Genomic DNA, 19,270 nt, shown 5'->3' on the forward strand with positions numbered 1-19,270 from the left:
GTTTGATCAGCGGTAATCGGCGTAGGTTGGTTTTCTTCGGTTAAAGGGGCGATGCAGGTCACGCACCGGTCTGAGGACAACGTCCAGATCACGATGAGCCGCGAAGAAGTCGCGATGCTTGTCGATCTCTGCCACGCGGCAGCCTTCTCAGACTTGCTGCCGCAGCGGCGTGAGTCCCAGGTTCGGGTTCAGCGTTTCGTCTGGGATGTGCAGAACACCCTGTTTGATGCCGCCCAGTCGGTCTGGCAGGCCAAGCGTCACCTGACCATGCCGGTGAGCTCCGCGCGCCGCCGCTCGTCCGTCGCGGCCTAAGCCCTAGAGCTGCTTCATCAGTTGTGTGGCCAGGTCTTCGGCACTCAATAGAGCACCCTCGATCCGGCCAAAGCCGTCCCCAGCGAGGCTGTCCCCGCAGAAGCCGATGGCACTTTCCGGGCAGCAGCTGTGGCCGGGGTCCAGTCCTGGAGCCAGCGGGAAGGCGGCTCCCCAACGCATCAGTTGCCTTGGTGCGTCACCCAGGGTTTGTCCGCTGAGATCCGTCAGGGCCTGGGTCAGGGCATCTAGCACCCGCCTTTCATCCGAGGGATCCGGCTTGGCGCCGAGCAGTTGAGCGGCCGATGAGCGCGATCCGTAGACATGGAGATGGGCCGCGGCGAAGGCGGGACTGGATTCAGCGACCACGGCACAGCGCCCGCCGGCCAGGGGTTGGATGCTGATGCGTCGCAGTCCCCAACGCTCCTGGGCCGAGGGGGTGCATTGCAGAACTTGCCAGGGCAGTGCCAACCAGGCGCTGGCCTGCTCCGGCGGAAGGGTTAGCAACAGATTGCAGCTGGCCTGGCCCTCGATCGAAGCCAGCTGGGCCTGCGCAGCGTTGAGCTGGGGATCAGCCAGGCTTTCGGCTGCCTGCTCTAGCGGAATACCGTCCCAGCCAAAGACCTGCTGACAGCGGGGATGGGCCAGCAGTGTTCCGCTGAGGACCAGCCAGCGGGCCTCGACCAAGGCTTCCCCGCTGCTGTTTTCCAAAGTCCAGCGCAGACCGGTTTTGGAGCGTTCGGGCCTCAGGTGGCGCACAAGGGTTCCAAAGCGCCTGCTCAGGACTCCGCCCTCTGCCTCGGCCAGCTCCAGCAGTCCAGCGGCGAGGGCATCCATTCCTCCGCGGCCCTGCCAGAGCTGCCCGTCGCTGAAGCCATCGTCAATGGCAGGGCCCAGTGACCGTTGCCCATCGAGGCTCTGAATGGATCCGCGGAAGGGGCTGATGACCTCCCGTTGCTCGAGTGCCTGAAGCAGCTCTGGCGGCGTCTGGGCTCGGATGTTGAAGAGCGGGGCCCCATGGTTGATCCGTAGGTCCGGGTCTTGGCGCGAGTAGCGGGTGGCCGCTCGGCCCGCGGGACCGCGCCCGATTTCCAGGAGTTCCATGGATCCGCGCCAGCCGCGCCGGCGCAGCGAGGCCGCCAGCGCACAGCCCGAGACTCCTGCGCCGACGATGGCGAGATCAGTGCGCGGGAGCGAGGAGGGCAACGGAATCGACCAGAGCCTGACCATGCTGGGTCTTTGCTTGGGCTGTCGTGGCGGAAGGGATTGATCAATCCATCACGGCCGAGGCGTTGCTTGCCCTCGAGGGGCGAGCCCGATCGGAGGGAACGGGCCTTGAGGCCGCTGATCTGGTCGGTTGCTGGCAGTTGGAGCAGGTCTGGCCGAAGGGGCGACTCCAGGCGTCCCAGTTCTCAGGGGTGCTGTTGCGGGGACTGGCGGCTCAGCTGGAGATCCGCGAGGAGGCCGGCGCGTTGCAGCTGCGCAACAGCGTGCGGCTGGGCGCCGTTGAACTGTTTTTTGAAGGTCCTGGAGCCCTCAAGGGGCGCCGTCCTCTGCTGCAGTTCCAATTTCTGCGGATGGGTTTGAGGGTCGCTGGGCGGCAGTGGTGGGAGCGTGCCTTGCCGGCTCCGGCTCCCCAGCGGACGCCGTTCTTTGCCTTGATTGGCCGCGATGCCTCCGGTTGGCTGGCGGCTCGAGGGCGTGGGGGTGGCCTGGCCCAGTGGCGGCTTCCTGGTCAACATGGGCTGAGTTGAACGGTCCTTGGCTCGATGGGGTGCCCCCGCTGCGGCAGTTGGTCGGTGAAATCCGACCGAAGCTTGGGAGGCCGGATGGTCTGCGGGAGGTGTGGCACGCCCCTCGATGGCGTCGCCCAGCGGGGACGGGGGCCAATGCCCAGGCTCTCGGGCATGTCCCGTCAACCCTGGCGCGTTGGCTTGATCGCCCTGGTTGCCTTGGCGGCGTTCTTCGCCGCCTGGAATCCCCGCGCTCCGATCCAGCAGCAACGCACTCCTGCTTCCCAGGGGTTCCTCTGACCGGGCAGGGTGGAGGCGCTGTCGCTTCTGCGTCTCATGGCTGATGCCCCCTATTTGATCGTTCTGGCTTTGCTGGAGCAGGGCGGGCAGCGGGCGATGCCCCTGCAGGGCAAGTCGCTGCGCGAGGCCCTGCCCGCTGGGGCTGATCCCGGTGAGGTCGGACGTGAGCAGGCGCTGGATCTCTTGGTGCGGGTCTGGCAGCGCAGCGACCAGGGCGAGTTGCGTCGCGCAGCTGGAGAACGGAGTCTGCTGCTGGTCACGGTGCCGATTGAGTCCCTGCAGGACCAGCTCCCGGCGTTGAAGGCCCAATGGCTCAACGACGGCGACACCGCGGCCCTGATCGCCGCATTGCAGGATCTCGGCAGTGGGCTTTGGTCGCTGACCATGGAGCACCGTCAGCCTTTGGCCTATCAGGCGCTGGCTTGAACTGAACGCTGGAGTTAAGGGCGCAAGAGAAAGCCCCCAGTCGGGTAGCGGCTGGGGGCTTGTTGTCTTGATGGGTTGGTTTTAGAGGCCGAGCCCACCGAGGGGTTGGATGCGCTTGAGGGGGATGTTGCGGTGGACCTTGAGGTTGGAGGACTTGTGTAGGCCCTGGATGGTGCGGTTGACCTTGATGTTGGAGAGTCCGCGGAGGCGATCGCCGCTGATAGAGGGAGATTGCTTGCCGGGGAAGTTTGGAATGCCTGGCAGTTTGGGGTAGACGGTGGATTTGGGGAGGTTGGGGAGTTTGACGCCGGGACGTGTACCGACGTTTCCAGGACGTTTGCCAGGGCGCTTGCCGGGGCCTTTGCCGCGAAGGGGCTGTCCATCTAGGCACAAGCCCCCACATTCTTCGTAACCATGGCCGTGGTCGTAGTCATGGCCGCGGTTCATGGAGCCTTCAATGACGCCACCGAGGATGCCGCCGACCACGCCACCGAGGAAGGCTTCTCCCGAGGAGGAGGACTGAACGGGAACGGGTTGGGTGGTGTAGACGACGTTGAGGTTGGGGTTGTGTTGTCCTTGGACCATGGCCTCTGCACTGGCGAGGCAGGCGAGATCAAGGCTGGTCATGTCGATGGCTGACTTGATGAGCAGCTCACCGGTTTGCCGAGAGAAGCAGTCGTAATCGAGGGAAGCGGCTTGAGCGTTGGTGGTGATGGCCAGGAGGGAGGAGCCGGCAAGGGCAGCGGCGGTGATGCCAGTGAAGCCTTGACGGAAGAAGGAGAGGGAAGTCATGGGAGGAGCGTGTGAGGAGTGAGGAGAGGGGGATGTGTTCCCCGCTGATCACAAGCTCGCCCGGTTGGGAGGAGAAGTTGTTGAGGGACGCCACGACCTGAGGTGACGTTGGTCTCAATTTGCGACGGCTAAAGAAATAGGGGGCTTGAGGGTGGACTGAGAGGGCCTGAAAGGGGCGATGTGAGCAAGGTCACAGGCGGGCTTGATGGAGGTCCGGCGGCGGCTTTTTTCTTCTGGAAAAGTGAATTCATCGAGGCCAATCGGCCTTTGTTGTTCCCTCTCTGACTCCTGTGATGACCAGCTCGACTCGTCCTCTGAATTTCGATGTTCATAGCGGTGTGATGAAGCGCTCGAGCGCTGTCTCGAGCCGACGAGCCGCGGTCTATTTGCTCTATGGGGTCGCCGGGATTGTGCTGTTCCACGTGCTGGGGTCGGGCGCAGTTCTGGCGAGCAGCGGCGTGGCGATTGCGTTTGTACTGGGAGTGCTGGCGTCCTGCGATTGATGGGAGTGCTGTTTGGGACCGGAGTTTTTTGATCTGTTGTTTTGCATTTGAGGAGTGAGTCGATGACGGAACCGTGTTTTGTGGATGTAGATCGCTATGTGGCTGATCAGTTGCGGCGTGGTTGGCGGCTTGCGGTAGCAGGTCTGCGTCGTCGTCGCCGGCAGCGGAGGTGGCGGGGATGAGGGCAAGCCCGCAGTCGAGGAATCAAAAGAAAGCCCCCAGGCCGGCGAGCGGCTGGGGGCTTTTGTGTGGTTTGGGGCCAGAGATCAGAAGAGATTGGGGCGGAGCTGCAGTGGGCGACGCAGTCCTTCTCTGGAGGTGCGGTTGAGGACCTTGATGGCGTTGTTACGTTCGCTGAGCTGGCGGAAGGTGTTGGCGCGGTTGCCGAGGGGATGGCGAGCCTGTTGACGCTGACCATGGCCATGACCGCCATGGCCGTGGTGACCGTGATGGCCTTGATTCATCGAGCCTTGGATGACGCCACCGAGGACACCGCCGAGGACACCGCCCAGGAAGGCTTCTCCCGAGGAGGATTGCTGAACGACGGGTTGGGTGTAGGTGACGGGAATGACTTGAGAGGGAGCCGGAGCGACCGCCTGCAGACCAGGGACACAGGCCAGATCAAGGCTGGTCATGTCAACGGCGGATTTGAGGAGGAGCTCGCCGGATTGACGTGAGAAGCAGTCGTAATCGAGGGAAGCGGCTTGAGCGTTGCTGGTGATGGCCAGGAGGGAGGAGCCGGCAAGTGCAGCGGCGGTGATGCCAGTGAAGCCTTGACGGAAGAAGGAGAGGGAAGTCATGGGAGGAGCGTGTGAGGAGTGAGGAGAGGGGGATGTGTTCCCCGCTGATCACAAGCTCGCCCGGTTGGGAGGAGAAGTTGTTGAGGGACGCCACGGTCTGAGGTGACGTTGGTCTCAATTTGCGACGGCTAAAGAAATAGGGGGCTCAATCCCCCTTCTGGCGCTCAGTTGTATTCGCCGGGCATGTCGTTCTTATGGACCGTGACCCGATCGAACTTTTTGCCGGAGACCCGCAGCAGTTCATCCCCAGAGAACTCAAAGCCGAGCTTCAGGCCGATCTGCGCCACGTCATCGGCGGTGGCGGCGGCCAGGACCTGCTGCTTCAGGGCCTCATCGGCCTGAAGGCGAGCCAGGAAGGCCTTGAGTTGATCGAGCGACATGGCAGCGCCGTCGGGCGCAACAGTCTCCCAGAGGCTCAGAGCCAGTGATGCGGATAGTGCTCCGCACCGGGCTGCAGCCGGCTATAGGCCACGGCGATCAGCATCATCACCAGCGAACCGCTGAGCACGGGCATCCAGATGAATCCAGGCTGGGCCTTGAGCAGGACCCCCAGCAGCGCCACCGCCCCGGCCGGTGGATGCAGGCAACGCAGCACCTGCCCCAGGGCGATGGTCACGGCCACGGCCAGGCCCATCACCCAGGGGGCATCGCCGAAGGCCATGACGCAGGCGACGCTGACGATGGCGGCCACGGTGTTCCCTAGGACCACATTCCGCGGTTGCGCCAGGGGGCTGGACGGGTGGCCAAAGAGCAGAACGGTCGAGGCTCCGAAGGGTGCCACCACCAGGGGGTAGTGACTCCAGAGACTGATCAAGCCCAGGGCCGTAATGGCCAGCAGAGCACCCAGCCAAGCTCCGATCACCTGCCGCTGTTGGAAGCGCGGTTGGTACTCCCTGCCCCGTTGGCGCTCCGACTGGATCCTGTCCCAGACCATCGGTCTTTCAGCTCAGATAGGGATCCAAGAAGGACAGCGGGCGACTCATTGTTGCCGAGAAGCCCAGCATTCCTCGGTCCCGATGCTCATAGAGCAGGGAGTCGTCGCTCTCCAAGAGGAAGGTGGCTCCGCGTTGGGTGATGAAGTCATCACGGGGGACATAGGTCCGCCAATTCCCCAGCACCTCGGTCATGTTGCGCAGGCGCACGGTGGCGAGCTCAAAGGGCCGCTGGAATCCCTCGCCGCCCGCCAGGCGAAAGAGGGGACTCTCGAAGCGTTGCGGCGCTGATCGATCTCCGGTGTAGCCGCGCAGGACTTCGCTCAAGGTCCCTGGGGAGCCGATGCCGGCACACATCAACAGCAGACCCGGCCAAGGTCCGCCGGGCGTCTGCAGGCCGGAGTAGAGCTCGAGCGCGCGGTGCAACCTCGGTTCGCTCTCCACCCTGAGGTTGCCCCTGGGGAAGCCGGTGAACTGGCAGAACCGCTCGGCTCCGGCCTCGTCACCAATGCCGATCGCCAGGGTCTTGATTCCGGCCTGCTCCAGCCTGGGCAAAACGGGGGCAAGCGCCTGGGCGTATTCCAGCGAATCGAAATCCCCGAGCTGGCTCATCAGGATCACCAGCCGTCTGGACCCTGGCTCCATCCCTGGGATAGAGCGGAGGGCGTCCAGCAGAAGGTCGGGCGTCGTCATGGGTCTGAGGTCATCGGCGTTGAGGACGGCTCTGGTCTCAACGTCTCCTCAGCCTCGCTGAACGGGTGGGGTGGGGCGAGATGCACCTCGCCCCGTTTGAGGCGCGTCTGACGAAGAGAGCAACCTCAATCCATTGATGCCATCGCCCCGGGATGTTGTCCACGGAGGGTTGGCGACTGCAGAAAAGCCAAAAAAACTCCGCTGGTCAATCGACCGGCGGAGGTGCGTCTCTTCGTCAAAAGCGCAGGTCCTTCCTAGGAAGTCGACCAGCCCAGGCGCCATAGGTATTTGTTCCTGGTCGTATCCAGCACAATGGCGAGAGGGGAGGCCTGCCCATGCGCCGTCATCGTTGGCTCTTGTTGATCGCAGCCCTGGCTTGCATCGGCAGCTTGCTGCTCTGGATTGCTGAGATCGATGTGGGGATTGAAGAGTCCCTCCCTACCCCGGCTCCTGTTGCTGCTCCCTCCAATCCATGACGGCTCTTTTCTCCCACTTCCTGCTGGTCTTCACCCTGGGGCTCTTTCATCTGGTGGGTCCCGTGCCGGAGGACCTGGGTGTGCAGAACGGCGCCCTCTCCCCCTGCCCCAGTCCGGCCCATTGCGCCCGCGTGGATTGGGCCGTGGCCAATCCCGAGGCGGCCCTTCAATCTCTGCTCCCGGTGATCCGGGCCACCCCGCGCACCGAGATCGTCGAAGAGGGGAACGGCTACCTGCACGCGACGGCCACGAGTGCCCTGTTTGGCTTCGTCGACGATCTCGAGCTCTACGCCGATCCCAATGCTGGGGTGCTTCAGGCCCGCTCGGTCTCACGTCTGGGCGATTCGGACCTGGGTGTGAATGCGAAGCGCCTGCAGGATCTGGCGGATCAACTCAAGGATTGAGGCACTCTTCCGCCCAGTCCTGATCCAGCCGCCAGCGGCGACGCCGGTGGGGGTGACCCACCAGCTCCAGCAACTCCACCTGCTGGATCTCGATCCGCACCAATTCAAAGGTCTCCGGTAGCGGGACCGCATCGCCGAGGGCCTCGGGAAAGTCCCCCAGGGGATCAAAGGGGGCTCCGGGTTGGGGCCAGCCCCAGAGACTCCGCGCTCCGGGATGGAGTTGTTGCCAGTGTTGGCTGCGGGCGGACTGATCGTCGTCGGCGTTCAGGAGGAGGCGATGCCCCCTAATCCGAAATTGTGATTTCGCCTTGGGCAGAAGCCAGCAGAGCTCCAGCCTGGGTTCAGCGCTGAGTTCAGCGCTCTTCTCGCTGCGTCGATCCGTGAGCAGATCCAGTTGGCAGGCTCCGGCCCAGCCGCGGAAGACGAGCGTGCGCACCCGAGGCGCCCCATCGCTTCCGAGGGTGGCCAATTGGAGCCATCGGGCCTGGGGAGACCTCCCTTCCCGCTGCCGCGCTCCGCGCAGGAGCGGCCTCCAGGGCGGCAGAGCATCACTCATGCCGCGGACTCGCAGCGGTAATGGGCGATCTCGCCGCCGCCGCGCCGGCGCTCAGCAAAGTCAGGCTTGGCTGGATCGGCGGCCTGCCACCACCAGCGCCCATCGGTGTAACTCGGGGCCCCGGCGTTGTTGGTGCGGGGCAGTTGCAGGCTCACGCCTCGCCACTCGATCACGACAAAGGCACCAGGAACGGTCCCGCCCGCGCTGTTGGGAATTCCGCTGGCATCCACGGCGCCCTGGTGCACTTCGGCGCTCAACGGATCGCCCTCACAGAGGTATTGCGTGGCGCTGGCCTGCAGCGGCCAGAGCAACAGCAGCAAGGCCATTGCCAGATGGAGTAACGCGGTCACGGCAGCGGCACAGCGGAGATCAGGATGGCGCAATGACCCTGGTGCTCGTGTACGACGGCGGCTGCCCCTTTTGCAGTCATTTCGCCCTGCGCTCAGAGCTGGTGGGCGGGCTGCCGGGACTGGAGATCCGCGATGGGCGCGCTGATCACGCCCTGCGCACTGAGCTCAAGCGCCGTGGCCTGGACCTGGCCCGCGGTGCGGTGGTGCTGGAGGGGGACCAGGCCTGGCATGGGGCCGAGGCGATCGCCCAACTCTGCGGCCGGCTGCGCCCGAGTGATCCCCTGCTGGCCTTGCTGCGTCAGCTCTTTGCCGCTCCGCCCCAGGCCCGCCGCCTCTATCCCCTTCTGCTCTGGGCACGCCGGCGGGCCTTGCAATGGAAAGGCCTGCCTGAGGACCCCGATCAAGGGGTGCCTCGGCAGGCCGGCAAGAGCTGATCTCAGCGGAGATCAGGCAACAGCAGCAGCAGCGCGATCGAAGTAGGTGCCGATCTCGCTCATCAGAGCGGAGCAGTCGCCGGGGGTGATGCCGTTGCGATCGTTAGCGATCGAGATGGCAGCGTCCTTCATCTTGCGGATGCCTTCAGCCACGGAAGCGCCAGGAACGCCCAGGGCCAGGTAGGTCTCACGCAGGCCGTTCAGGCAGCGGTCTTCCAGCACGGAAGCGTCGCCGGTGAACACGGCGTAGGTGACGTAGCGCAGCACGATCTCCATGTCGCGCAGGCAAGCAGCCATGCGACGGTGGGTGTAAGCGTTACCGCCGGGGGCGATCAGAGCGGGCTGCTCGTCGAACAGCGCGCGGGCTGCATTGGTGACGATGGCAGAAGCGTTGGAGGTGATGCGGTTCACAGCATCCATGCGCTTGTTGCTCTCGCTCACCATGGCGGCGAGGGCATCAATCTGACCAGCGTTCAGGAATTCGCCGCGGGCGTCAGCCTGGGCAACAACCTTGGTGAAAGCGTCGAACATGAACAATTGTGTTCTTGTCCTCAGAATGTAGGGAGGCCCTGGGCGCGAGCGTGAGCACTACGGTCAGGACGCGCCCAACGCTCAGGCATGCAAGACGTCGTTCAGGCCTATTACGGCAAGGAACTGCAGAGCACCGCTGATCTCAAGACCAGTGCCTGCTGCGATGCCGACGCGGTCCCCAACTGGCTCAAGCCCCTCTTAAGCCGGGTCCACCCTGAGGTGAGCAGCCGCTACTACGGCTGCGGTTTGGTCTGCCCGCCCCAGTTGGAGGGCTGCCGCGTGCTGGATCTCGGCAGTGGCAGTGGCCGCGATGTCTATCTGCTCTCCCAGTTGGTGGGTGCCTCGGGTGAGGTCGTCGGGGTGGACATGACCCCGGAACAGCTGGCGGTGGCTCGGGAGTACCTGCCGTTCCATGCGGAGCAATTTGGCTATGCCAACGTCCGCTTTCTCGAGGGGCAGATCGAGCGGCTGGAGGAGCTGGATCTGCAGCCCGCCAGCTTTGACGTCATCGTCAGCAACTGCGTCTTGAATCTCTCCACCGACAAGCCTGCGGTCTTGAGGGGTATTCAGCGGCTCCTGAAGCCCGGTGGGGAGTTCTATTTCTCGGACGTCTACGTGGACCGGCGCCTACCGGCGGCCGTTCAGCGTCATCCGGTGCTCTACGGCGAATGCCTGGGCGGAGCGCTCTATTGGAATGACTTCCTGCGGATGGCCCGCGGGGCGGCCTTCACGGATCCGCGCCTGGTGAGCGACCGTCCCCTGGAGATCACCGAGCCCCAGCTGGCGGCTCTGGTGGGTGAGGCCCGCTTCTACTCCGCCACCTACCGGCTCTTCAACATCCCTGAACTGGAGGATGCCTGCGAGGACCACGGTCAGGCCGTCATCTACCGCGGCTCCATCGACCAGGCGCCCACGCGACTGGAGTTCGACAAGCACCACAGCATCGAGGCCGGCAAGGTCTTCCCGGTCTGCGGGAACACCTATCGGATGCTGCACCAGACCCGTTTCGCTCCCCACTTCCAGTTCATCGGGGACTTTGATCGCCACTACGGGCTGTTTGAGGGTTGCGGTTCGGCCATTCCCTTTGACCAGCTCGCCGCTGTCAGTGCGGCGGCGAGCTGCTGCTGATGGCCTGGGCTCAAGCCTTGGCTTTTAACCGAAAAAGCCCTTGCTGTTGAGCCAGAGCCCTAAGCCCAGCATCGGTACGAACACGGCGCCAGCGATCTGGAGCTTGATGCGCATGGCCGAGGGTTCGGCTTTGACCGGCTGTGCTGGCTTGGTCGAGGTCTTCTTGGAGCGGGATTTCGCCATGGGGGTGGGGGCCGGAGTTAGCGGTGCTCAATCAGATCGGAGGCGGAGTAGCGGACCTTGGCGAGGCCGGCGTACTTGTCCTCGGCGCTGCGGTAGCCGCAGGCGCAGACCACGCAGCTTTGGTAATCGCTGCTCTCGAGTCCCAGGATCTTGTCGTAGTCGCTGGGACTGAAGCCCTCGATGGCGCAGGTGTCCACCTCCAACAGGGCGGCGCTGGTGAGCAGGTTGCCCAGGGCGATATAGACCTGGTTGGCGCTCCACTGGCCAATGGCCTGGCTACGGGGTCCGTCGATCAGATCCACCTGAATCATCTGGCGGTACCCCTCGAGCAGGCTGGCGTCGATGCCCCGGGTTGAGGCGGTGGCCTCGATCAGCCGATCGGCATCGGCGGCCAGGATCTCCCGCTTCTTCAGCAGCACCACCAGGTGGGAGCAGTCGGTGATTTGAGATTGGTTCCAGGAGTGGGGGCGTAGCTGGGCCCGCAGCTCGGCGTCGGTGATGACCAAGAACTTCCAGGGCTGGAGCCCATAGGACGAGGCCGTTAGAACCAAGGCGGACTCAAGCGCCTCCCAGGTTTCAGTCGGGATGCGCTGGCTGGGATCGAAGGTCTTCGTGGCGTAGCGCCACTGCAGGGCCTGCAGCAGTTGCGGGGAGGCCGTCGCCATCAAGGTTCAGTCGTTGGCCACAGCTTCCCATTCAGCCCGCAGCACCTGAGGGCCCGATCTGACCGCTGACCCAGTAGCGGACCCGTTCCGGATGCTGATCGAGGTACGCGTCCACGGCGGACTGGGCCGTGTCTTGATGGGCCTTCAACAACACCTCGGCCAGATCGGCATCGGGGATCCGAAAGCGCGTCAAGAAATCGGTGACCTCAGGGGCGAGAGCACTGAGGTCTGGCTGGCCGATGGCGTGGATCCATTCAGTTCCTCCGAAGGCGCGTTTGGGGTCGCTGAGGAATCGCAGTTTGTAGCGAGCAAACATCCAGTGGGGTGTCCAGCTGGTGACCACGACCCAACGACGCTCGCGGATGGCCTGGTCCAGCACGGCACTCATCGCTGCACTGCTCGAGGCCACCAACTTGATCGCGCTGAGGTCGTAGTCCTTCAGGGCGACCTGTGAGAGCTGATTCAGGCCCGATCCCGGGTCGATCCCTTGAACCTGATGGTCAAAGCGCGCAGCAATGGAGGCTTGGCGGAGATCGCCAATGGAGTTGACCAGATCCGGATCGACGTAGTCGGGGACGACCCAGCCCAGCCGTCCGGAGTACATCGGACCGAGGTCTAAGACCCGATCGCGGACGCGCTTCCAGTAGTCCCGATGGGTCAGGGGAAGCCAGGCCATCAACATCAAATCCAGATCCCCTCGGGCAACGGAGGCGTATTGGATGCCGATGTCGGCCAGGACGCGTTCGACGGGCCAGCCCAGTTCCGTCTCGATCAGTTGCTTGGCCATCAGGCTGATCACCTCCGCATCAGCCCAGGGGGACCAGCCCAGTCGTAAGGGTCTCCGCTCAGTCCGGCCCTGCGCCTGAATTGTGCTTTGAGCCAGGGATTCGCTGCTGTTGCGTTGGCCCCCCTGTTGTTGGCGACCCAACTGGACCAAGCTCGCCAGCGAGAGTCCCGCCAGGCCCATGCCGCCCACCAGGGCGCTGCGCCGTGACCAGCGTGGAGCGTCGCTCATCGTTGTCTCCGGGCGTTGCTGGGTGAGAGGCCCTGGCTCAGGCGATCGAGAATCACCGCCAGGATCACCACCGCGATTCCCCCCTCGAAGCCCAGGCCAACATTGAGCTGTTGAATGCCTCTGAGCACGACATCGCCGAGGCCGCCTCCGCCGATCATTGAGGTGATGACCACCATGGAGAGCGCCAACATGATGGTCTGGTTGACCCCGCTCATCACCGTCGGTAGAGCGCTGGGGAGTTGCACCATCCACAGCAGTTGCAGGTCGCTGCAACCAAAGGACCGTCCGGCCTCCACCAGATCTGTGGGCACCTGAGTGATCCCCAGGTAGGTGAGCCGCACGATCGGAGGCATGGCGAAGATCAAGGTGGCGATGATCGCGGGAACGGCTCCTGTGCTGAACAACATCACCGCCGGGATGAGGTAGACGAAGGCCGGCATCGTCTGCATCAGATCCAGTCCGGGGCGCAGCAGTCTCCAGAGCCAGGGCTGACGGGTCCCAAGCACCGCCAGGGGAAAGCCCAGAAGCAAGGCCAACAGTGAGGAGGTGATCACGAGGGCCAAGGTGGCGAGCATCGGCTCCCAAAGACCCAGGGCCAGGACCAGGTTCAAGCCCAGCAGGCTGAAGAGGGCAAAGCTGCCTCCCACCAAACGCCACCCCACCACGGCAACGACCAGGGCAAACAGCCATGGCGCGGGTTGAGCCAGGACGAACTCAAGCGTTGCGGTCAATCGCTCAATGGCGACCTGGACCACGTCGAAGAGGCCCTGGCCGTTGTTTAAGAGCCACTCCACAGCGGCATCTACCCCTAGCCCCAGCGGCCCGGCCTGCTCGAGACTCGCCAGCGTGAGCACCATCAGCCCTGCTCCTTAAGGGCCTGCAGCAGCCCCCTTGGTGTCACCACTCCCAATGGTCGTCGTTCAGGGTCCAGAACGGGGGTGGGCCAGGGGTTGCTTGAGACCGCATGAATGGCCTCGTTCAGCAGGAGTTCCGAGGGGAGAGCTCCGGCGGCTGAAGCCTCGATCCAAATGTTCTCTGGGTTGCGTAGGCCTTGGAAGCGTCCCTCGGAATCCAGGCTGAGAGTGATCCCCAGGTCTTCGGGGATGGGTTCGACGATCTGCCGCAGGGTGAGCACCGAACCCCGATCGACCGTTTGAAAGAAGGCCCGGACCGCGGGGTTCGCCGGTGCTTCAAGGAGCTCCTGGGGTGTTCCGCACTGCAGCACCTCCCCCGATTGCATCAGGGCGATGCGATCGCCAATGCGGATGGCCTCATCGAGGTCATGGGAGATGAACACCACTGTGCGTCGCTGTTCGGCCTGCAGGTCCAGCAGTAGGTCCTGCATGTCTCGGCGGATGAGCGGATCGAGGGCGGAGAAGGCCTCATCCATCAACAGGATCGGGGGATCCAGCGCCAGGGCCCGGGCCAGTCCCACCCGCTGCTGCATCCCTCCGGATAGTTGGGCTGGCTTCTGCTTCAACTGGCTGCCCAGCCCCACCCGCTCCAGGGCACGTCTGGCTTGCTTCTGACGCTCCGCCCTGGGAACGCCGGCCACCTCCAGGCCAAACGCAGCGTTGTCGAGAACGCTGCGTTGCGGGAACAGGGCAAAGGACTGGAAGACCATGGCCATGGCGTTCCGGCGCAGTTGGTTGAGCGCCTTTGGAGAGAGTGTCGCCAGGGCCTGGCCGCGCACTTGCACGGATCCCGAGCTGGGCTCGATCAGTCCGTTAATCATGCGCAACAAGGTGGACTTCCCCGAGCCCGAGAGGCCCATCACCACAAAGATCTCGCCGGGTTGGATCGTGAGGGAGACCTGCTGGACAGCCGCTTTGGGCTGCCCCAAGAACTGCTTTGAAACGGCTTGAAGTGTGATCTCTGCAGACACCTCAAAGCCGAAGCACTGCGGCGACCCTAGCGATCAAAAGCTCAATCAACAGGCTGAAGGGTGATCGTCAGGTCTTTAGCAAGTTCAAACATTTGCTCGAATGGCCTTTGCTCACTTTGATGTCGGCGACTGAGCGGCAATCAGATCACTTTGCAGCTTGAAGCAACCACTGACAGCCCTAGGCCTCATCGATAGGTTGCGGCCATGGCTTAGTTCACGACTTCGTGAACTGTGTCCGGAGGCCTCTTCAGAGGTGATCCCCCAGCCCTATTGCTGAGCCCTGAAGGTTTGCGTCTATCGGTGGCTCCCGAGGATTGAATGACGACATCCCACCGCACACAAGCATCCTCGGCCCATCGGCCGAAGACTGCTGGAGCAATGGATGAGCAGCGGTTTGGTGCCGCTCCTGAATCTGTTCGTGAGACCGATCACTATCAGCAGGAGTACATCGAGCAGTTCGCTGATCGATGGGATCGCCTGATCGATTGGGAGGCCCGCGCGCAGGCGGAGGGTGATTTCTATATCCGGATCCTGCGCGAGCACGGGGTGAAGTCCGTGCTGGACGTCGCGACGGGGACGGGGTTCCACTCCATTCGCCTCCTCCAAGAAGGTTTTGATGTGGTGAGTGCCGATGGCAGTCCCAACATGCTCGCCCGCGCCTTCCGCAATGCCCGAGATCGTGATCAGCTCCTGCGGACTGCCCAGGCGGACTGGCGCTTTCTGAACCGGGATATCCACGGCACGTTTGATGCTGTGATTTGTTTGGGTAATTCTTTTACGCACCTGTTTCGCGAGCGTGATCGGCGTAAATCTCTGGCGGAGTATTACGCCGTCTTGAAGCACAACGGCCTGCTGATTCTCGACCATCGCAATTACGACCGCCTGCTTGAAGGTGGTGCCGCCGTGAAGCAGGGGAAGGGGACGGTCTATTGCGGAGAGGATGTCTCAGTGAGCCCCGATTGTGTGGATGAGGGTCTTGCTCGCTTCCGCTATGCCTTCAGTGATGGCAGTACTTTCCACCTCAACATGTTCCCGCTTCGCTATGGCTATGTGCGTCGCTTAATGCGCGAGGTGGGTTTCCAGAAAATCACCAGTTACGGCGATTACCAGCGCGGCAAGGATGATCCTGACTTTTATGCCCATGTGGCCCATAAGGCCTATGAGGTTGATGGCGATACAACGGTGATCTAGTCATGACTCAGACCCAGTTCTCAGTCGCTGAGCGCACGGCTTCGGACTACTACGACAGCGTCGATGCTGATCGCTTCTATGAAGAGGTCTGGGGTGGCGAAGACATTCACATCGGTCTCTATGACTCCGATGCCGAGGCCATCGCACCTGCCAGTCAGCGCACGGTCAATGCCTTAATTGAATTGATCGGAACGCTCCCACCTGGGGCGACGGTTGTTGATTTGGGTTCGGGCTACGGCGGCGCCGCCCGCCGCCTCGCCAAGGAGTTCGGGGCCCGCGTTGAGGCGATCAATATTTCCGCCGTTGAGAACGCTCGCCATTGCCAGCTCAATGAACGCGCTGGATTGCAAGGGCAAATCCAGGTGCATGACGCCTCCTTTGAGGACGTTCCGCTTCCGGCCGGTTGTGCCGATGTGGTCTGGAGTCAGGACGCCATCCTTCACTCAGGCGACCGGCAGAAAGTCCTTCAAGAGGCTGCGCGCCTGCTGAAGCCGGGGGGGGTCATGGTCTTGACCGATCCGATGGCCGCCGATGGGGTGGAGGCCGCGTCCCTCACGGCCATCCTCGATCGCATTCATCTCCCGGACCTCGGGTCACCGGATCGCTATCAGCAGTGGGCGGGCCAGGCCGGACTCGTGCGGGAGGTCTGGCAGGACCAGACGGCGATGCTGGTTCGCCATTACAGCCGTGTTCGCGAGGAGCTCACGCGACGGGAGCAGGAGCTGCAGGCCAAGATCAGCCCGGAATACCTCCAGCGCATGGCCGCGGGCCTGGGGCACTGGATTGAAGGAGGGCAGCAGGGGCGCCTGAGTTGGGGGTTAATGCGCTTCCGCAAGCCAGCTGCAGAGGTCTGATGGATTCGTTCGCGGGCGCTGTCTTGATCTTTGTGGTGGGCGGTGTCGTCACCTTGGCGACCACCGTGATGGTGATTCAGGGCCATCTGCACTGGCGTGGCCGGGATCCCTGGGGGGAGGGCTAAGTCATGGCGTTTGTTCCCCTGCTGGCTGTTCAACCCTTCTTGGCCCCCGGGATCGCCTGGGCCCTGGTGGTGATTTTTTCGGTCCTTTGGATCGCCCTTGGGGTCTCCTGGGGACGCCGGGGTTCTGGCGATGCCGATGACTACATGCTGGCCGGCCGCAACATCGGTTTGGCCCTGAGCACAGCCACCTTGATGGCGTCCTGGGTGACCGGAAACACCACCTTGCTGGCGCCTGAGTTCGGCTATCGCAACGGTCTCTGGGGGATGTTCAGCTATGCCCTGGCCGGCCTGGGCCTGGTCCTGTTTGCACCCTTGGCTCTGCGGATCAAAACGCTGATGCCCAAGGGGCGCACCAGCGGCGACTTCATCCGCCTGCGCTATGGCCGAGCCGCCTGGTGGGTCTTCATGGTGATCACGGCGATCTACACCCTGGGCTTCCTGGTGACCCAGGCGATGGGGGCCGGGATCCTGCTGGAGGCCCTCTCCGGCTTCGACTATCGGCTCGGGATGGTTGTCGTCATCGGTGTCTCCACGATCTACACCCTCTATGGCGGCATGCGCGCCGTGGTGGGAACGGACTTCATTCAGTCCCTGCTGATCATGGGCCTGCTGGTCTTGGTCGCTGTTCTTGCCCTGCAGCAGTTCCCGGTACAGGAGCTCCACCGGGAACTGGCGGCGCAGCATCCAGAGCGCCTGAATTTGCTGTTGCCCGCTGGCTTGTTGATTGCTTGGAACTCCGCCCTCTTCTCCATGGGAGAGGTGTTTCACAACAACATCTGGTGGTCACGGGTCTTCTCCAGCCGCGCCTCCGTGGTGTTTGCCTCGTTTGTGCTGGGCGGTTTGGCCTGGATGACGGTGCCGCTGGTGACCGGTTCGATCGGCCTGGTGGCGCTCGCGCAGGCGGTGGATCTGCCCCAGGTGAACATGCTCTTCCCGGTGGTGGCCTCCCAGCTCTTGGGCGCCGGTGGTGCAGCGCTGGTGTTTGTGGTGGTCTTTGCCTCCTTGACCTCCACCCTGGATTCCCTCTTGGCGTCGACGGCGGATTTGGTGGCGGAGGACGTGGTCTTCAAGTTGCTGAACCCCAACTTGAGTGATGCCCAGTTGCGGCAGGCCACCCGCTTGGTGGTGCTGGGTTTGGGGCTGTTGACCCTGCTGCTCTCCTGGCCGCGGCTCGACTCTCTGGCCTCTGTGCTGTTCTTCACCGGTGCCCTGGTGGCGTCCACGATTTGGCCGGTGGCCTACGGGCTCTACTGGCCTAGCGCCAACCGCTGGGCGGCGATTGCGGCGATGGTCTCAGGCAGCGCCGTGGGCTTAGGCGCCTATTTCCTGATCGCTCCCTACTGCGCAGCTCTGCTGTCTGCGGCGGTGTCCGCAGTGGTCATGGCCGTCGGTACCCAGCTCCAGCCGGAGCGTTTCAACTGGTTGACCCTGAAGGAGGGATAGGGATGAAACGTTGGTCGCTCAAAACCCGTGTTGCCCTTGCTGCGGCAGCCCTGGCTCTGGCCTTGCCCGCCGCCCGAGCGGCGCAGTCGACGGACTCCCCGCGCTGGCTGGTGGATCTACCGCTGTTGCGCCTGGTGATTTATGGAAGTGTGGCGGGGTTGGCGCTTTCTGTGCTGGTTCTTCTGCTGATTTGGTGGAACGAATGGAGGCGCGGCGATGTCTGGTAACGCCTTTGTTTGCATGCCCCATGGCAAGAAGAGTGGCGTTTGTGTAGCCGTTGCTACGCAAATCTGCCCCGTTTTAAGCAGCTTGAACTTGGAGAAAGTGATGTGGCAGGGTGGATTTTGGTTTGAGACTCAGTGCGACCAATTCCGCCGCAGCGTTCTGCAGCAGTGGGCCTGGGTCCCCTAATCGCTATGACTGCACTCCACTCCGTCAAGACGAGTACCGGCGCTGACGCACCCGTGCGTTTTGATCCACTGGGGCCGGATGTCTTTGGCGCAGCCTCTCCCCAGGCCCTGTTGGGGGCGATTCAAGAGGACGGCGAGGCGCTCCAGGATCTGGTGGGGCAGCACGTGATCTCGATTCAGCCCTTCCGGCCCGAGACCCTGCTGCAGTTGTTTCGTCTGGCAGCCAAGTTTGAGAGCAATCCCGATCGCTATACGGCCCACAACACGCCGTTGAAGGGAAAGATTTTGATCAACGCCTTCTACGAACCCAGCACCCGCACGCGGCTGTCCTTTGACAGCGCCTGGCACCGTCTGGGCGGCGATTCGATCAACATCACCGACCGCGCCACGACGGGCCTGGCGAAGGGGGAGTCGCTGGAAGACGTCGCCCACATGTTCAACAACTACGGCGACTGCATCGTTCTGCGCGATACCGACTCCCAGGCCATCTATGCGATGACCGACACCCTGCGGATTCCGATCATCAACGCCGGCAATGGCATTGATGAACACCCCACCCAGGCAATGGCCGACCTCTACACGATGCTCAAGTGGCGCCCCGCCTTGGCGTCCCCTGAGGTCCCCGAGGATCAGCGGGCGCGCATCGGCATCGTTGGCATCCCCAGCCGCATGCGCACGGTTCGCTCACTGCTGCGGATCCTGGCCAAATTCCCGCAGATGGTGGAGGAGTTGGTCCTCATCCATGACCCGGCCAACGATGCCAGAGAGGACCTCTTTGATCGCGGCCAGCTGGAGGAGTTGCAGCAGGCGGGTCTGAAGGTGCGCTGCACCGGAGACCTGCAGGGCGAGATCCCCGGTCTGGATGTCATCTACATCAACGCCATTGCTTGGGTGGGCGATAGCTATGAGGTCCACGGCAACAGCTTTCGGCTGACGCGGGATCTGCCCTACAAGCCGGACGCCATCGTGTTGCATCCCCTGGCCCGTGGGCCGGAACTGAGTACTTGCCTCGATGACACCCCCCACAACTGGTACTTCAGTCAGGCCCGGGGGGCGGTCTTCCTGCGCATGGCTCTGTTGACCTGCATGGTGGACCGCACCAACCGGGTCATGGATGTGATCTGAGGAGGAC

Annotated in this window: 29 protein-coding genes; 15 read left to right on the forward strand and 14 right to left on the reverse strand. The window is 63.3% G+C overall.

Translation table 11 applies throughout. The annotated features are described in order from the left end of the window. Positions 1-51 precede the first annotated feature (51 nt). The gene (locus LY254_RS12395; RefSeq protein ID WP_010315968.1) at positions 52-312 is read left to right on the forward strand and encodes a hypothetical protein; all 261 of its coding nucleotides are present in this window, start codon (positions 52-54) and stop codon (positions 310-312) included. A gap of 3 nt (positions 313-315) precedes the next feature. Here the strand turns inward: LY254_RS12395 and LY254_RS12400 are convergent, their stop codons facing one another. Further along, positions 316-1,515, reverse strand: coding sequence for an FAD/NAD(P)-binding protein (locus LY254_RS12400; protein ID WP_247477556.1), 1,200 nt, complete (start codon positions 1,513-1,515; stop codon positions 316-318). A gap of 47 nt (positions 1,516-1,562) precedes the next feature. On the opposite strand from LY254_RS12400, the gene LY254_RS12405 reads away from it, so the two are divergent. The 3 genes from LY254_RS12405 to LY254_RS12410 all read left to right on the forward strand — a co-directional run bounded on the left by LY254_RS12405 (position 1,563) and on the right by LY254_RS12410 (position 2,768). Next, positions 1,563-2,063, forward strand: a complete 501-nt coding sequence (locus LY254_RS12405) for a hypothetical protein (RefSeq protein ID WP_247477557.1) — start codon at positions 1,563-1,565, stop codon at positions 2,061-2,063. Positions 2,064-2,216: 153 nt separating this feature from the next. After that, positions 2,217-2,342: a hypothetical protein gene (locus LY254_RS12980; protein ID WP_256463392.1), complete on the forward strand. Its 126-nt coding sequence runs from the start codon at positions 2,217-2,219 to the stop codon at positions 2,340-2,342. A gap of 36 nt (positions 2,343-2,378) precedes the next feature. Next, on the forward strand, positions 2,379-2,768 hold the full coding sequence (locus LY254_RS12410) for a hypothetical protein (RefSeq protein WP_010315975.1): 390 nt from the start codon (positions 2,379-2,381) through the stop codon (positions 2,766-2,768). A gap of 81 nt (positions 2,769-2,849) precedes the next feature. Here LY254_RS12410 and LY254_RS12415 read toward each other — a convergent pair whose 3' ends face one another. Continuing rightward, positions 2,850-3,560, reverse strand: a complete 711-nt coding sequence (locus LY254_RS12415; RefSeq protein WP_247477558.1) for a hypothetical protein — start codon at positions 3,558-3,560, stop codon at positions 2,850-2,852. 293 nt (positions 3,561-3,853) lie between these two features. On the opposite strand from LY254_RS12415, the gene LY254_RS12420 reads away from it, so the two are divergent. Next, a complete protein-coding gene (locus tag LY254_RS12420; protein WP_156797851.1) occupies positions 3,854-4,063 on the forward strand; it encodes a hypothetical protein in 210 nt (69 codons plus the stop codon). Between the two features lie 266 nt (positions 4,064-4,329). Here the strand turns inward: LY254_RS12420 and LY254_RS12425 are convergent, their stop codons facing one another. The 4 genes from LY254_RS12425 to LY254_RS12440 form a co-directional block, all read right to left on the reverse strand. Next, a complete protein-coding gene (locus tag LY254_RS12425) occupies positions 4,330-4,863 on the reverse strand; it encodes a hypothetical protein (protein ID WP_247477559.1) in 534 nt (177 codons plus the stop codon). 164 nt (positions 4,864-5,027) lie between these two features. Continuing rightward, positions 5,028-5,243, reverse strand: a complete 216-nt coding sequence (locus tag LY254_RS12430; protein WP_247477560.1) for a Nif11-like leader peptide family natural product precursor — start codon at positions 5,241-5,243, stop codon at positions 5,028-5,030. Positions 5,244-5,278: 35 nt separating this feature from the next. Continuing rightward, positions 5,279-5,797: an HPP family protein gene (locus LY254_RS12435; RefSeq protein WP_247477562.1), complete on the reverse strand. Its 519-nt coding sequence runs from the start codon at positions 5,795-5,797 to the stop codon at positions 5,279-5,281. Positions 5,798-5,804: 7 nt separating this feature from the next. Beyond that, positions 5,805-6,488, reverse strand: a complete 684-nt coding sequence (locus LY254_RS12440; protein ID WP_247477564.1) for a peroxiredoxin-like family protein — start codon at positions 6,486-6,488, stop codon at positions 5,805-5,807. Between the two features lie 335 nt (positions 6,489-6,823). On the opposite strand from LY254_RS12440, the gene LY254_RS12445 reads away from it, so the two are divergent. Together LY254_RS12445 and LY254_RS12450 are read left to right on the forward strand one after the other, a co-directional pair. Further along, positions 6,824-6,964 (forward strand): hypothetical protein, encoded by a 141-nt coding sequence (locus LY254_RS12445; protein WP_010315999.1) that lies wholly within the window; start codon positions 6,824-6,826, stop codon positions 6,962-6,964. Beyond that, positions 6,961-7,368: a DUF1499 domain-containing protein gene (locus LY254_RS12450; RefSeq protein WP_247477566.1), complete on the forward strand. Its 408-nt coding sequence runs from the start codon at positions 6,961-6,963 to the stop codon at positions 7,366-7,368. Before LY254_RS12445 ends, LY254_RS12450 begins: the two co-directional genes overlap by 4 nt. Here the strand turns inward: LY254_RS12450 and LY254_RS12455 are convergent. Both LY254_RS12455 and LY254_RS12460 read right to left on the reverse strand, forming a co-directional pair. After that, the gene (locus tag LY254_RS12455; RefSeq protein WP_247477568.1) at positions 7,358-7,924 is read right to left on the reverse strand and encodes a pyridoxamine 5'-phosphate oxidase family protein; all 567 of its coding nucleotides are present in this window, start codon (positions 7,922-7,924) and stop codon (positions 7,358-7,360) included. The genes LY254_RS12450 and LY254_RS12455 overlap by 11 nt on opposite strands. Further along, on the reverse strand, positions 7,921-8,274 hold the full coding sequence (locus LY254_RS12460) for a hypothetical protein (protein ID WP_247477570.1): 354 nt from the start codon (positions 8,272-8,274) through the stop codon (positions 7,921-7,923). Before LY254_RS12460 ends, LY254_RS12455 begins: the two co-directional genes overlap by 4 nt. Before the next feature lie 32 nt (positions 8,275-8,306). Here LY254_RS12460 and LY254_RS12465 point away from each other — a divergent pair, with 32 nt between their 5' ends. Then, positions 8,307-8,708, forward strand: coding sequence for a DCC1-like thiol-disulfide oxidoreductase family protein (locus LY254_RS12465; protein WP_247477572.1), 402 nt, complete (start codon positions 8,307-8,309; stop codon positions 8,706-8,708). A gap of 12 nt (positions 8,709-8,720) precedes the next feature. Here the strand turns inward: LY254_RS12465 and LY254_RS12470 are convergent, their stop codons facing one another. Beyond that, complete coding sequence (locus tag LY254_RS12470; protein ID WP_010316008.1) at positions 8,721-9,239, reverse strand: phycocyanin subunit beta; 519 nt, start codon at positions 9,237-9,239, stop codon at positions 8,721-8,723. 87 nt (positions 9,240-9,326) lie between these two features. Here LY254_RS12470 and LY254_RS12475 point away from each other — a divergent pair, with 87 nt between their 5' ends. Further along, complete coding sequence (locus tag LY254_RS12475) at positions 9,327-10,367, forward strand: methyltransferase domain-containing protein (RefSeq protein ID WP_247477574.1); 1,041 nt, start codon at positions 9,327-9,329, stop codon at positions 10,365-10,367. A gap of 24 nt (positions 10,368-10,391) precedes the next feature. On the opposite strand, the gene LY254_RS12480 is transcribed toward LY254_RS12475, so the two are convergent. Genes LY254_RS12480 through LY254_RS12500 form a run of 5 tightly spaced genes read right to left on the reverse strand, consistent with a single transcriptional unit; the run spans position 10,392 to position 14,115 of the window. Then, on the reverse strand, positions 10,392-10,550 hold the full coding sequence (locus LY254_RS12480; RefSeq protein WP_247477577.1) for a hypothetical protein: 159 nt from the start codon (positions 10,548-10,550) through the stop codon (positions 10,392-10,394). Between the two features lie 17 nt (positions 10,551-10,567). Beyond that, positions 10,568-11,215, reverse strand: a complete 648-nt coding sequence (locus LY254_RS12485) for an NAD(P)H-dependent oxidoreductase (RefSeq protein WP_247477579.1) — start codon at positions 11,213-11,215, stop codon at positions 10,568-10,570. Between the two features lie 31 nt (positions 11,216-11,246). Continuing rightward, positions 11,247-12,230 (reverse strand): glycine betaine ABC transporter substrate-binding protein, encoded by a 984-nt coding sequence (locus LY254_RS12490; protein ID WP_247477581.1) that lies wholly within the window; start codon positions 12,228-12,230, stop codon positions 11,247-11,249. Next, positions 12,227-13,087 carry a proline/glycine betaine ABC transporter permease gene (locus LY254_RS12495; protein WP_247477583.1) on the reverse strand — a complete coding sequence of 287 codons (861 nt, stop codon included), beginning with the start codon at positions 13,085-13,087 and terminating at the stop codon, positions 12,227-12,229. Before LY254_RS12495 ends, LY254_RS12490 begins: the two co-directional genes overlap by 4 nt. After that, entirely contained in the window at positions 13,087-14,115 is a 1,029-nt protein-coding gene (locus LY254_RS12500; RefSeq protein ID WP_305852544.1) for a glycine betaine/L-proline ABC transporter ATP-binding protein, read from the reverse strand. The genes LY254_RS12495 and LY254_RS12500 overlap by 1 nt, the downstream gene beginning before the upstream one ends. A gap of 378 nt (positions 14,116-14,493) precedes the next feature. Here LY254_RS12500 and LY254_RS12505 point away from each other — a divergent pair, with 378 nt between their 5' ends. From LY254_RS12505 to LY254_RS12525, 6 genes are all read left to right on the forward strand, one after another. Further along, a complete protein-coding gene (locus LY254_RS12505; protein ID WP_247477584.1) occupies positions 14,494-15,306 on the forward strand; it encodes a class I SAM-dependent methyltransferase in 813 nt (270 codons plus the stop codon). A gap of 2 nt (positions 15,307-15,308) precedes the next feature. Further along, positions 15,309-16,160, forward strand: a complete 852-nt coding sequence (locus LY254_RS12510) for a cyclopropane-fatty-acyl-phospholipid synthase family protein (protein WP_247477595.1) — start codon at positions 15,309-15,311, stop codon at positions 16,158-16,160. After that, on the forward strand, positions 16,160-16,285 hold the full coding sequence (locus LY254_RS12985; RefSeq protein WP_256463393.1) for a hypothetical protein: 126 nt from the start codon (positions 16,160-16,162) through the stop codon (positions 16,283-16,285). The genes LY254_RS12510 and LY254_RS12985 overlap by 1 nt, the downstream gene beginning before the upstream one ends. A 3-nt stretch (positions 16,286-16,288) precedes the next feature. Beyond that, a complete protein-coding gene (locus LY254_RS12515) occupies positions 16,289-17,728 on the forward strand; it encodes an urea transporter (protein ID WP_247477598.1) in 1,440 nt (479 codons plus the stop codon). A gap of 2 nt (positions 17,729-17,730) precedes the next feature. Continuing rightward, the gene (locus LY254_RS12520; protein ID WP_010316020.1) at positions 17,731-17,955 is read left to right on the forward strand and encodes a hypothetical protein; all 225 of its coding nucleotides are present in this window, start codon (positions 17,731-17,733) and stop codon (positions 17,953-17,955) included. A 189-nt stretch (positions 17,956-18,144) separates the two neighbouring features. Beyond that, positions 18,145-19,263, forward strand: a complete 1,119-nt coding sequence (locus LY254_RS12525) for an aspartate carbamoyltransferase (RefSeq protein ID WP_247477600.1) — start codon at positions 18,145-18,147, stop codon at positions 19,261-19,263. Positions 19,264-19,270: the final 7 nt, after the last annotated feature.

This window comes from Synechococcus sp. NB0720_010 (assembly GCF_023078835.1).
GTDB lineage: Bacteria > Cyanobacteriota > Cyanobacteriia > PCC-6307 > Cyanobiaceae > Vulcanococcus.

Excerpts from the sequence above, each read along its gene's own strand:
- LY254_RS12395 (WP_010315968.1), top strand. The coding sequence starts at position 52 with ATGCAGGTCACGCACCGGTCTGAGGACAACGTCCAGATCACGATGAGC.
- LY254_RS12980 (WP_256463392.1), top strand. The coding sequence starts at position 2,217 with ATGTCCCGTCAACCCTGGCGCGTTGGCTTGATCGCCCTGGTTGCCTTG.
- LY254_RS12410 (WP_010315975.1), top strand. The coding sequence starts at position 2,379 with ATGGCTGATGCCCCCTATTTGATCGTTCTGGCTTTGCTGGAGCAGGGC.
- LY254_RS12415 (WP_247477558.1), bottom strand. The coding sequence starts at position 3,560 with ATGACTTCCCTCTCCTTCTTCCGTCAAGGCTTCACTGGCATCACCGCC.
- LY254_RS12420 (WP_156797851.1), top strand. The coding sequence starts at position 3,854 with ATGACCAGCTCGACTCGTCCTCTGAATTTCGATGTTCATAGCGGTGTG.
- LY254_RS12425 (WP_247477559.1), bottom strand. The coding sequence starts at position 4,863 with ATGACTTCCCTCTCCTTCTTCCGTCAAGGCTTCACTGGCATCACCGCC.
- LY254_RS12430 (WP_247477560.1), bottom strand. The coding sequence starts at position 5,243 with ATGTCGCTCGATCAACTCAAGGCCTTCCTGGCTCGCCTTCAGGCCGAT.
- LY254_RS12435 (WP_247477562.1), bottom strand. The coding sequence starts at position 5,797 with ATGGTCTGGGACAGGATCCAGTCGGAGCGCCAACGGGGCAGGGAGTAC.
- LY254_RS12440 (WP_247477564.1), bottom strand. The coding sequence starts at position 6,488 with ATGACGACGCCCGACCTTCTGCTGGACGCCCTCCGCTCTATCCCAGGG.
- LY254_RS12445 (WP_010315999.1), top strand. The coding sequence starts at position 6,824 with ATGCGCCGTCATCGTTGGCTCTTGTTGATCGCAGCCCTGGCTTGCATC.
- LY254_RS12450 (WP_247477566.1), top strand. The coding sequence starts at position 6,961 with ATGACGGCTCTTTTCTCCCACTTCCTGCTGGTCTTCACCCTGGGGCTC.
- LY254_RS12455 (WP_247477568.1), bottom strand. The coding sequence starts at position 7,924 with ATGAGTGATGCTCTGCCGCCCTGGAGGCCGCTCCTGCGCGGAGCGCGG.
- LY254_RS12465 (WP_247477572.1), top strand. The coding sequence starts at position 8,307 with ATGACCCTGGTGCTCGTGTACGACGGCGGCTGCCCCTTTTGCAGTCAT.
- LY254_RS12470 (WP_010316008.1), bottom strand. The coding sequence starts at position 9,239 with ATGTTCGACGCTTTCACCAAGGTTGTTGCCCAGGCTGACGCCCGCGGC.
- LY254_RS12475 (WP_247477574.1), top strand. The coding sequence starts at position 9,327 with ATGCAAGACGTCGTTCAGGCCTATTACGGCAAGGAACTGCAGAGCACC.
- LY254_RS12480 (WP_247477577.1), bottom strand. The coding sequence starts at position 10,550 with ATGGCGAAATCCCGCTCCAAGAAGACCTCGACCAAGCCAGCACAGCCG.
- LY254_RS12485 (WP_247477579.1), bottom strand. The coding sequence starts at position 11,215 with ATGGCGACGGCCTCCCCGCAACTGCTGCAGGCCCTGCAGTGGCGCTAC.
- LY254_RS12490 (WP_247477581.1), bottom strand. The coding sequence starts at position 12,230 with ATGAGCGACGCTCCACGCTGGTCACGGCGCAGCGCCCTGGTGGGCGGC.
- LY254_RS12495 (WP_247477583.1), bottom strand. The coding sequence starts at position 13,087 with ATGGTGCTCACGCTGGCGAGTCTCGAGCAGGCCGGGCCGCTGGGGCTA.
- LY254_RS12505 (WP_247477584.1), top strand. The coding sequence starts at position 14,494 with ATGGATGAGCAGCGGTTTGGTGCCGCTCCTGAATCTGTTCGTGAGACC.
- LY254_RS12510 (WP_247477595.1), top strand. The coding sequence starts at position 15,309 with ATGACTCAGACCCAGTTCTCAGTCGCTGAGCGCACGGCTTCGGACTAC.
- LY254_RS12985 (WP_256463393.1), top strand. The coding sequence starts at position 16,160 with ATGGATTCGTTCGCGGGCGCTGTCTTGATCTTTGTGGTGGGCGGTGTC.
- LY254_RS12515 (WP_247477598.1), top strand. The coding sequence starts at position 16,289 with ATGGCGTTTGTTCCCCTGCTGGCTGTTCAACCCTTCTTGGCCCCCGGG.
- LY254_RS12520 (WP_010316020.1), top strand. The coding sequence starts at position 17,731 with ATGAAACGTTGGTCGCTCAAAACCCGTGTTGCCCTTGCTGCGGCAGCC.
- LY254_RS12525 (WP_247477600.1), top strand. The coding sequence starts at position 18,145 with ATGACTGCACTCCACTCCGTCAAGACGAGTACCGGCGCTGACGCACCC.